The sequence below is a fragment of the Gilliamella sp. wkB108 genome, from assembly GCF_001690195.1.
Lineage (GTDB): Bacteria > Pseudomonadota > Gammaproteobacteria > Enterobacterales > Orbaceae > Gilliamella > Gilliamella apicola_L.
Genome location: NZ_LZGM01000078.1, coordinates 1 through 11855 on the forward strand (window position 1 = coordinate 1; position 11855 = coordinate 11855).

General features: G+C 32.8%; 9 protein-coding genes. All 9 read left to right on the top strand.

From position 1 onward, the window contains the following. Positions 1-215 precede the first annotated feature (215 nt). The 9 genes from A9G11_RS07925 (at position 216) to rseP (ending at position 11832) form a co-directional block, all read left to right on the top strand. Complete coding sequence (locus A9G11_RS07925) at positions 216-2903, top strand: inverse autotransporter beta domain-containing protein (RefSeq protein ID WP_065619080.1); 2688 nt, start codon at positions 216-218, stop codon at positions 2901-2903. Between the two features lie 146 nt (positions 2904-3049). Beyond that, positions 3050-4159, top strand: a complete 1110-nt coding sequence (locus tag A9G11_RS07930; RefSeq protein WP_065619081.1) for a hypothetical protein — start codon at positions 3050-3052, stop codon at positions 4157-4159. A 765-nt stretch (positions 4160-4924) separates the two neighbouring features. Beyond that, on the top strand, positions 4925-6082 hold the full coding sequence (locus A9G11_RS07935; RefSeq protein ID WP_065619082.1) for a hypothetical protein: 1158 nt from the start codon (positions 4925-4927) through the stop codon (positions 6080-6082). A 563-nt stretch (positions 6083-6645) separates the two neighbouring features. Then, a complete protein-coding gene (locus A9G11_RS07940; RefSeq protein ID WP_065619083.1) occupies positions 6646-7791 on the top strand; it encodes a hypothetical protein in 1146 nt (381 codons plus the stop codon). A 148-nt stretch (positions 7792-7939) separates the two neighbouring features. After that, complete coding sequence (locus A9G11_RS07945; protein ID WP_065619084.1) at positions 7940-8146, top strand: YheU family protein; 207 nt, start codon at positions 7940-7942, stop codon at positions 8144-8146. An 85-nt stretch (positions 8147-8231) separates the two neighbouring features. Further along, a complete protein-coding gene (gene crp, locus A9G11_RS07950; protein ID WP_065619085.1) occupies positions 8232-8864 on the top strand; it encodes a cAMP-activated global transcriptional regulator CRP in 633 nt (210 codons plus the stop codon). Positions 8865-8927: 63 nt separating this feature from the next. After that, positions 8928-9662, top strand: a complete 735-nt coding sequence (locus A9G11_RS07955; RefSeq protein WP_081298478.1) for an isoprenyl transferase — start codon at positions 8928-8930, stop codon at positions 9660-9662. Continuing rightward, a complete protein-coding gene (locus A9G11_RS07960; RefSeq protein WP_065619087.1) occupies positions 9656-10498 on the top strand; it encodes a phosphatidate cytidylyltransferase in 843 nt (280 codons plus the stop codon). The genes A9G11_RS07955 and A9G11_RS07960 overlap by 7 nt, the downstream gene beginning before the upstream one ends. A gap of 14 nt (positions 10499-10512) precedes the next feature. Continuing rightward, positions 10513-11832, top strand: a complete 1320-nt coding sequence (rseP, locus tag A9G11_RS07965; protein WP_176701250.1) for an RIP metalloprotease RseP — start codon at positions 10513-10515, stop codon at positions 11830-11832. Positions 11833-11855: the final 23 nt, after the last annotated feature.

Here is an 11855-nt window from a genome sequence, read left to right on the forward strand (position 1 = left end):
TAAAATTCACACCATATAAGTAACTTTGTAAAGAATACTAAAGAAAGTTAAAGATCTGAAAAAGATCCGTAAAGCAGTTAGAACTGATTAATAATATATAAAAAACAATTTTATACATAAAAATATAAATATAATTAACAACTATACAATATTAACGGCAAAATAAAGTTATTCATATGTATTGTTGTATATATGAAATATAAGGAATAATTAAGATGAAAACGAATCTTAATTTAACAGTCATCTCAGCACTTGTGATCATCGCATTAAGTAGCCAGCCTGCGTGGGCGGCTACCACGCAGGCGTCTACGCCTGTTGTTGCGGTTGACAGTAATAAAGTGATCGAGTTGAAAAATGGCTCAAAAGTTCGTGAGATGATCAATAATCAACAACGAAGTCTATACCAAATTGCACTTTTGAGTGATATTTCGATTGCTGAATTGCGAGAAATGAATGCCGGACGTTTTGATAAAAAAGATCAGGTAGAGGTTGGTGAACGACTTGTTCTTCCTGAAAGTTCTCCTTTATTACCTGCTATTAAAAAAGCCGATGCTGGCAGCAAAGATAAATATGCTAACCTGCCTAAATTGGGTTCAGATGATAATTATGACCCAAAACAAGATAAAGATGCGTTAGCAACTCAGGTTGCCTCTACTTTACAGACTTTAACATCACAGGACTGGAAAAGCATCACATCATCTGAAAATGGTGGTGTTGCCGGACATATTAAAATGCAAGGTAAAGATTATGCAGAAAGATATGTACGCAATGGTGTAAAAAGTCAAGTTGTCGATCCTCTTCGAAGTGCAGCTCAAGATTTCTTAGGACGTTTTGGTACAGTTCAATTTCAATTTGATGTGAGCGATAAAGCCGAATTTAGAAACGTCAATTTGAAGCTATTTAGTCCTTGGTATGATAGTGAAAACACTCTTATTTTTAGCCAAGTATCCTTTCAGGAGTATGAACACAATCGAGGAATAGGTAACGTAGGTATTGGTCAACGTTGGGATGTGGCGGATAAAACATGGTTACTTGGATATAACGTCTTTTTGGATCATGATTTTCAGCGTGATCACAACCGTTTAGGTATTGGTTTAGAAGCATGGACTGATTATTTTAAATTTGCTGCTAACTTTTACCATCCATTATCTGACTGGAAAGAGTCGCGTGATTTTGATGAGTTCTTAGAACGTGCTGCTCAAGGTTTTGATATTCGTTTACAAGGTTATCTACCTCAATACCCACAACTAGGTGGATCATTAATGTATGAGCAATATTTTGGTGATAAAGTCGCTCTATTTGGTAAGGATAATTTACAGAAAGATCCTAGAGCTATTACTGCAAGTATAGATTATACTCCGGTTCCTTTATTTACTATTAAGGCATCACATAAACGCGGACAAAATAAGAAATCTGCAACACAAGCTGAATTAACGATGAACTTTCGTATGGGGGTGCCGATTAAAGATCAGTTAGACCCTGATATGGTTTCTGCAGCACGTTCAGTAAAAGGAAGTCGTTATGATCTTGTAGATCGTAATTACAACATCGTTTTGGAATATAAAGAGAAAAAGTTCAGTGTTGATTTAGCTATTGAGTCAACTAAATTGATTGAAGGCGAAACCTATGGTTTGAACATCAGCCTACATAATAATAAAGGACTAAATAGTTTGTCATGGGCTGGTGACATGTTGGAAATTGATGCCGGAGGCGGTTTCTTCTGTTTTACTACAGGAACTTGTACCTCTTCTTCATGGGCAACGCCACAAGCAGATATTAATAACTGGAAAATAGTTGCACCTAGTTATGTTGATCAAAATGGTCAACGCCGTCCAGTAAATACTAATGGTAAATACACATTATCAGTTACTGTTACTGACGGGAAAGGTAAAACAGCTACATCTAATGCTGTTAATTTTGAAGTTTTACCTAGTCCTTCAGTACGTAAAATTGGTGTATGGGCAGTGGATAAAGCTGGTAATAAAGTCGCAGTAACCAACCATCCAGCTGATGGTAAAACAGCAATAACTGTATTAGCAACGCTAGTTAAACCTAAAGTTCCAAATGGTTCTATTAGTTCAGCTAGTGATGCTGAAGGTTTTAGTGATGATGTACTTATGCAAAGTGTACCTTTAACATTTGAAGCATTTCAGAAAAGTTGGAAAGCGACAAGTGGTGGTAAGAATATTACTTTAATTGATGGTACATCTGGTACTGTTGATTCGTGTCCATCGGCTGAGCCTTGTATTATTGTTAAAGATTATGAAAAAGTTAAAATGGGTCAAAAAGTCCCATCTAAAGTAGCTACAGCAGGCGATACAGTGGTAATTGGTGATAGTTATACATTGGATGTGGCATCAAATTTTGAAGGTGTGGTTGATTTTGCCATGACGATAGATCAGTTTGGTACGTCTTTTAATAAAGCAACGGTTGATTTTTCTGGTGGTAAAGCAGGTTTACTCAAAGTTTATAGAAGTGATGGTGTATTAGTTGCTAACCAAATTGGGCATTTATTACAGTTTGATCCTAATGGACCGAATGAATGGAAAGTTGATAGTGAGTATTATGTGAAAGCTTATACTTCTGATGGACAAACAGAAATCGTAAATCCATACGTTATCTGGTCTTTGGTTGATACCAATCAGTTAGCTTGTCCGGGAATTGCAACTAATGCATTGCCAAATGCTTCTGTAAATCCTTATGGACCATGGTTTAATGTGGCAATGGGTACTGATGCACACTATAAGATAAGAAGTCAAAATACAAACAGTTATGCAACTTCTGGTACTAGTATTGCAAGAGGAGATGGCGCGCCGTCTTATTTGAATCTAAATCCAATAAATGCTTCTCCTACTGCATGTGCAGGGGATCAAGGATTTAAATTACAAGTAGTAGTTAATTAATAAAGTAATTATAGAAGTAAGTAAATTAAGCAAAAGTTTGAGATTATCGGTTTGGTCCGATGATCCAAAATGGAACACCAACCAAAAATGGTGTATTTATATAAATACAACATGTTAATTCAGAAATAAAAATAGGAAGTTTAAACATGAAAAATTTAAAAATCAAAAAAGTTGCATTAGGTTTACTTTTAACCGGTTATGCAGCAAGTAGTGCGTTTGCAACATTGGACTCACAGACAAATGATATAATCTTAGGTAATGAACCAGTCTTTACCACAATGACAGATCAGGCACATGGTTTAACAGTACGTGTTTACACAGATAGTGCAGGTACTACACCAGTTGGTAAAAATAAAAAAGTTAAAGTTGGTAACTATGTCTTTGTTAAATTCAAACTAGACGATAGTGATGGTGATAAACTCAATGACAAAGCTGCAATACTTCACTCAACAATTGAAGTTTTATATACAACAGATAAAACAATGGTAGAACCTTGGACTTTTATACCACAAGGGAACCTCGAAGAATTTGATAGTAAATATACCCCAGCAACCAATGAGGCTCAATTTAGCTTTAAGATACCTACTGCTATGATAGGTGCAGAGAAACTTGGTTTCACAATATTAGAAAGAACACAATATGGTATGCCATATACTAATAAATATTTGTTGGTAACAGATATCACAGATAAAAGTTTTCCGTTAAAAGCAGATCCAGGTAATGACCCAAGAAATCCTAATACAGCTATACCAGATGAAAATGTTATAGGACATGATAAACATGGTCCAGGGGATATAGATGATGAGAATGGTGTATTCCCAATTGAAGGTGATGATGTGAAAGTTGGTATCTTCAAATATAATGCTGATGGTACAATAAATAAACAACAGAACTATAAGATATCAGGAACACCGAAGTATAAAGATAAATTCGCCGCTATAGTTTGGGTAGATGATAAGACTAAAAATGATCTTGTAGATAATAATGAAATGGAAAAGACTAGTAGCTATACCATGAAATGGTATTTAACAGGTGAGTATAAGGGTGATGATGGTCAAGCGGTTACAGCTTCAGCAGATGAGTTGAAGATTGGTATAACTAATTCAACAGGAACCAATGATACAATTGTGTTAGGTGATGCTGCTACTACTAATGCAGCAAAACACAACACATTATATAGTACAGTTAAAGGCGCTAGTAATAAAGATCTCTTAGCAGGTATTCAAGGCTATAAACTTAAAGTAGAAGCTGACTAATGGTGTAGTTATATTACAAACAGACAAAACCACTCTTCGGAGTGGTTTTATAAAAAATATTTATACAAAGTTAGTTTTTTGTAATGCTGAATATAAAAAAATAATATTATTTTTTAGTGTTTATGTTATTTAAAAGAATTCAATAACTGAAACCGAATGGATTATTTTATCATTAAAGATAATTTATTGAATTACTTTAGATTGTTTAATCAAGGAAAGGTTATTTTTATAGTAAAACTAGTTTATAAAAGTTCTAAAATATAATAGTGCATATATAAATTAAAAGTTAATTTTCGTGATTTTACTCGTTATAAACGTATATAAAAATGTGATAGCCATCGTTATGTAAGAGTTTAAACTTAAATAAAGAGCAAATTTAAGTTTAAATTTTTTAGGTATTAGTTTAGTAAATGGATTTTATTTGGATACTAATAAAAAACTAAATGAATAGTGTTTTAATATCATAAGTAACATAATATTAAATAAAAAGTTAAAAAAAATCGCTAGGTATTTATTGTTATAATTATTCTGAATAAATATAACTAATCCATTATATGTATTTTTAACAAATGTTATTAATAAAGGTTAGATAAAAATAGAATTATTTACAAATTGTAATGCAAATTTTAATAAGTAAAATAACAAATATACCTGAATAATTAAATTATGATTATAAAATAAACGAGATTTTAAATAGTAATACCCGATAAGAGGTATTTATAAGTATAGAATCTTAGTTTGGAATAAAGGATAGGAATTTTAAACATGAAAAACTCGGCAATCGGCAAATTTACATTAGGTTTGTTCCTGATTGGTTTTATGACAAGTAGTGTTTTTGCTACACTAGAAAGTGAGACTGCTAATGTTATTTATGGTAATAAACCAATCATTTACCAAACAACAGATACATCTAAAGCTCATCAACTTACAGTACGCGTCTCTAAAGACGAAGCTGGAAGTACTCGACTTTCTCTTTTTGAAAAAATAAGAGTTGGTTACTTTATTAAAATCAAATACAAATTGCAAGATGATGATGATGATAAAGATAATCCTAATGCATCTGATATTTTGAAGACTCTTAAGATTTTTATACGTGGGCCGGAACTGGATCAAAACGGAGACACAATTTTTACGTGGCGTGAATTAGCACTAAATAATGATAATGGAGTCAAATCTGAAATAAATAGTGGTACAGCGACAATTACTTTTAAGATCGATTCACGTTTTATTGGTGCTACCAGAATCGGTTTTAAACTTTTAGAAAGAACACAATATGGTGTACCTTATGTTAATAATTGGTTAAATGTGACTGATATTTTGAATGTAATGACTACTCCTTATTTAAAAAGTGCGGTAAATGAAGCTAATTGGGCTGATCCAGATAAATCAGGTCCAAGTATCGCTGCAGTAAGAATGGAAGCAGATAAGATAGCTTCAGATTATGAGTTTGGTCCTGGTGATTCAGATAGATATAATGGGGCTTATCCAGTTGAGGATGATCGTATAATAGTTGGTATATTTAAATATAAAAATCAAAATAGTACCGAACTTGACCAATCTGACTTATCAGTTAATTATGCTTCAACAAAAGGAACTCCTCCTACCCCTAAATATCAAGATAAGTTTGGCGTTGTTGTGTGGGTAGAAAACGATCAGACACAAGATGAACTTCCAAATAAAGGTGAATTAGTTCTTACAGACTTATATAATTACCAGTGGTATTTGGATGGTACCTATGAAGGTGTTCCGGCTGATGGTAGTTCGGCTTTAACTGAAGCACAAGGTGTTTCAAAAGATAGTCGTTCCATAATATTAGGATCAACGACAGGTAAAGATCACAATTCGATCTATACCACACCACAGAATAATTATAAAGCTGGCGCGCAAGGTTATAATCTTAAAGTGGTTACTGTATCAAAGTAACAATAAGCTTTGAAATCACTTGAAAAAATAAAACCACTTTTGAAAGTGGTTTTATAATGTCGCTAATTTATTGTTACTCATTTAGTTATAATATTAAAAATAGAAGTAGTTTATTTTCTTTGAAAGCGTATTCGAATATTATGACTGAATCAGTAATTGCAAAAAAATCAATTGTAAAAGTTATTTTTTTTGCTTAATATTGGCTTAGAATTTGAGTAAAACTAACTTAGTTATTATTTAGCTCTCCTTGTTGCTAATGTGGAACGTAAAAAACTACAGTTTACAATTGCAAATGATGTAAAAATTATTTAATAAACTATAAAATTAAACGACTTTATTTTTAATTCACCACTTGCAAAAATTATATTTATTGTTAACTATTAAGCAAAATATTGAAATTATAAATAAAGTGCAATCTAAAAAATTATATGAATTAGGTAAAAGTTATAGCATAATGGAACTAATAGGTTGATATTAATACCTGAAAATTTCAAAGATACAAAAAGAATGATATGTAATTTTAACTAAAAATCTTAATTTGGAATGGAATGGAAAGTCTAAACATGAAAAATTCAACAATCAATAAAGTTGTATTGTCTATTGTTTTGATTTGTTTAGTAATTAGTAGTGTTTTTGCTTTTAGTGCCACAACTACAAAATTTATTCAGGGTACGACACCTTCCATTTTCCCGGTTAATAAAGATGATGCATTCGGATTTACTATACGAGTTACCAAAGATAAAGAAGGAAATAACCTAATAGGTAAAGAAAATGCGTTGCATGTAGGTAACTATGTTCATCTTCAATATAGATTAATTGATCTAGACGGTGATAAAGATAGTGTTACAAGTTCTCTTATACTTCCCTCATTGAAGGTTTTTAAACATGGCGAACGTATAAATGAGAATCAAGACCAAGTCAATGATTGGATGCGTGTTAATCTTAATAAACCGGCTACTTTTAAAACAAAGGATGGGATAGATACTATTACTTTTCAATTAGATGAACAATTTTTAGGTGCTGATTGTATTAGTGTCATAATTTTAGGAAGAACGGAGTATGGTATACCTTCTGTTGGTAACTGGTTGGTTGCTTCTGATATTTTGAGTCGAGCTAGATCTGCATATCCTTGGAAAAGTAAAGAAGATGATATTGATGATTTAGATAACAGAGGTCCTGGCTTAAATGAGATATTAACTAATTCAACTGATGGTCCGGGCGATACGGTCAAAGAAAATGGCATGTATCCAGTTGAAGGAGATAATTTTAAGTTGGGTATATTTAAATTAAAAGACAAAACGGGTTCATCAACAGTTAACGTGGAAAAGGTAGATTTGTCTTTTAATTATGCATCAAGCAAAACAAATCCTCCTGGCCCTCAATATGGTGAAAATTATGGTGCAATGATATGGAATGATTTGAATGATAATGACACCTGGGATAAAGGGGAACTAATAATGTCAGCTTATTATTCCTATGAATGGAGTTTAACTGGCGAGGACTATGAAGGAATTCCACCAGCAAAAAAAGTATTAGCCAAAGAGGAAGGAGTACCACATGAATTTGCTGGAGGCATATTTTTAGGATCAACTTCGGGCAAAGGTCATAATGCGATTTATACGACACCAGAGAATGGTTATAAAGCTGGTGCTCAAGGTTATCTATTAGGAATTAAAGCTTTGCCAGGTAATTATGCTAACAATCAATGAGTTGTGAATGTTACTTTTGTGTTAATTACTCAAACATGAAATACATATAAAGTTTTAACAACTAAAATCTTAAAATAATCTCTTCTACTTTTTATTCTACTTTTGATGTTTTAAAATACTCACCACGATGAATTATTTTTATTAAAAAATGAATATCCCTTGGCAAGAAATTGATCCTGAAACATTAAATAATTTAATAGAATCCTTTGTATTACGGGAAGGTACCGATTATGGGTTACATGAAAAATCATTAAAACAAAAAGTTAACGACGTGAAATCTCAATTAATTAATGGCTCGGTTGCTATTTTTTGGTCTGAATTACATCAATCTATTGACATTAAACCTATTAAATAATAATTAAATCATTATCTATGAGTATATAATTCTTTGTGTAACTTTGTTATAGTGTGCAAGTTGTAAATAGAATGGAGAGAAAGGAATGATGATAGGTAAGCAACAATCGGATACAACTTTAGAATGGTTTTTATCACATTGCCATATTCATAAATATCCAGCTAAAAGTACTCTTATCCATCAAGGTGAAAAGGCCGAAACTCTCTATTATATAGTTAAAGGTTCTGTGGCAGTTTTGATTAAAGATGATGAAGGTAACGAGATGATTTTGTCTTATTTAAGTCAAGGTCAATTTCTTGGTGAACTGGGACTATTTGAAGAAGGAACTGAACGCAGCGCGTGGGTCAAGGCAAAAACGAGTTGCGAAGTGGCTGAAATTTCTTACAAAAAATTTAAACAACTGGTGCAAGTTAATCCTGATATTTTAATGCGTCTAGCTAGTCAAATGGCAAGTCGTTTACAAGTAACCTCTGAAAAAGTGAGTAATTTAGCATTTTTAGATGTGGCTGGTCGTATTGCTCAGACATTATTAAATCTTGCTAAGCAACCTGATGCAATGACACATCCTGATGGTATGCAAATCAAAATAACACGTCAAGAAATTGGGCAAATAGTTGGATGTTCCCGTGAAACAGTAGGTCGAATTCTAAAAATGCTTGAAGATCAACATTTAATCTCTGCGCATGGTAAAACAATTGTAGTTTATGGTACACGTTAAATTGATCAGGAAAATATTATCCAACATAATTTATAAAATATTTATAAGAATATGGGATATTACATGACTCAAAATAAATGCATTCCAAGTCATGTGGCTATCATTATGGATGGTAATGGTCGCTGGGCACAACAACGAAACCAGTTGCGAGCGACTGGACATCGTGCAGGATTAAAAGCTGTGCGCAAAATTGTCACCTATGCAGCAAGTATAGGAATAAAAGTTCTCACTTTATACGCATTTAGTAGTGAAAATTGGAAGCGACCTTCGACAGAAGTTTCAGCTCTAATTTCTCTTTTTATGTATGCTTTAAATCGAGAAATGAAGAGTTTAAATAAAAATAATGTCCGATTGAATATCATTGGTGATATTTCACGATTTAGTTATCATCTTCAAAATATGATCACCAACGCAGAACAATTAACTCAAAACAATACAGGGCTAGTATTAAATATTGCGGCTAATTACGGTGGTCGATGGGATATTTTACAATCTGCACAAAAAATCACAGCGCAGGTAGTAAACGGTGAAATAACATTAGATGATATTACCGAAGAACGTTTTGCTTCACAGATGTGCATGTATGATTTACCAGAAGTTGATTTAGTTATTCGTACTGGAGGTGATTGCCGTATCAGTAATTTTTTATTATGGCAAATCGCCTATTCTGAACTCTATTTTACCGATATTTTGTGGCCTGATTTTAATTCAACACAATTTGATGAAGCGATTAAAGCATTTAATACCAGAGAACGACGTTTTGGTGGTATTCCAACAACACAGGAGCATTCATGTTAATTCATCGTATACTTGCTGCCATGGTACTTATTCCACTTGTTATGATCGTACTTTTTGTAGCACCACTACCAATTTTTACCTATATTATGGTTTTAGTTTGTGGTCTAGCTGCATGGGAATGGACACAGTTCTTACACATTACTAAAACATCGCAAAGATTAATCTTCGTGTTAATTTTGATGATTATATTGTTGTTATTGATTTTTTCACCTATTCCTGAAGCAATAAAATCAAACCTATTTATCACCATTCTTACCCTATCTATTGCTTGGTGGTTAGTTGCATTATGCTTAGTTATTAGCTATCCAAATACGACTAAGTATTGGCATAATTCTATCTTTATAAAGTTATTATTTGCTTTTTTTACATTAGTACCATTCTTTATTGGTATGATAGCTCTAAGATCTATAGATTATAATAACAACACTTATACAGGTGCGATTTGGCTACTGTATGTTTTTGTATTAGTTTGGGCAACCGATAGTGGGGCTTATTTTGCTGGGCGTAGTTTCGGTAGACGGAAATTATCAGCAAAGGTATCACCAGGCAAAACGGTTGAGGGATTTATAGGTGGAGTAAGCGTGGCTATAATAATTAGTTTGTGCGCCTATTTTTCTAACTTTTTTACCCTTAAATTCAGCAATTTTATTATTAGTTCTATCGTAGCTATTTTTGTCTCTGTATTAGGTGATTTAACAGAAAGTATGTTTAAACGAGAAGCCGGTATAAAAGATAGTGGTCACTTGATCCCTGGACATGGTGGTATTTTAGACCGAATTGATAGTTTAACCGCTGCAATTCCTATTTTTGCTGCATTATCTTTATATTTAATATAAAAAGGTTATAGATTTTGCTTTGGTCACTGTTGTTATTTATTATTACTATCAGTATATTAGTCACTGTACATGAATTTGGCCATTTTTTAGTTGCACGACTATGTGGTGTTCAAGTAGAGTGTTTTTCAATCGGTTTTGGTAAAAAATTGTGGTCGCATAAATTTTCAAGTGGAACAGAGTTGGTAATTGCTATGATTCCTCTTGGTGGTTATGTTAGAATGCTAGACGGTAGAGCAACCACATTATCAATCGATGATGAAAAATTTGCTTTTAATAACAAAAAGATTTGGCAAAGAGCCTTAATTATATTTGCAGGGCCATTCGCCAATTTTTTGTTGGCAGTTATTATTTATTGGATTATTTTTTTGCTGGGCGTAATGACTTATCCTGTCCAAATAAAGGAAACCTTGCCCGGAACACCTGTTGCAACAGTAAAAGTTCCTGCAGGTGCAGAGTTAAAAACAATTAATAATATTAATATTGAAAGTTGGAATGATGTAAATTTAGCACTAATTTCAGTGATGGGACAAAATAGCGTTACTTTCTCTTATATCGAAAATGCGGGCAGTAATGACCAAAAAGAAGTTAAAAAGACAGTCGATATTAGCAACTGGCATTTTGATATAGAAAAACAATCCGCTATCACAACTTTTGGTTTTGTACCTAAAACATTGGAAATTTATCCAATTATAAGTAAAATTGTATCTGGTTCAGCAGCTGAAAGCGCTGGTTTGCAAATTGGTGATAAAATTATCAGTTATAATAATCATCCATACATTGATTGGAATGATTTTTCGGCTACAATTAAAAAGGCCGAAGCAATGACTTTAAAAGTCAAAAGGAACAATCAAGAAATTTATTTAACCCTTGTACCAATAGTACAGGCAAATGGAGAAGGTATTGCAGGGATTTACCCTACATCAAATGCGATAGTTAAGCAGTATGGTTTTTTAGAGGGATTTGGTAAAGGGCTTGGACAAACTGTGTTAACCACGCAGTTAACAGTACGTTCGCTTTATCAGTTGGTAACGGGTGTTATTGGTCTTAAACATTTATCCGGACCTATAACAATAGCAAAAAGCGCAGGGCAAACAGCAAGTTATGGTTTTACACCTTACTTATATTTTTTAGCATTTATCAGTATAAGTTTAGGGGTGATCAATCTTGTTCCATTACCCATGTTAGATGGCGGGCACCTTATCTTTTTATTTTGTGAAAAGGTAAAAGGAAGAGCCTTATCAGATAAGACACAGGAACGATTTTATCGAATTGGGTTTGTTTTATTAATGGTAATAATGGGAATTGCACTATTTAATGATGTTTTACGATTGTGATGGAATGAGGTTATAAACATTTA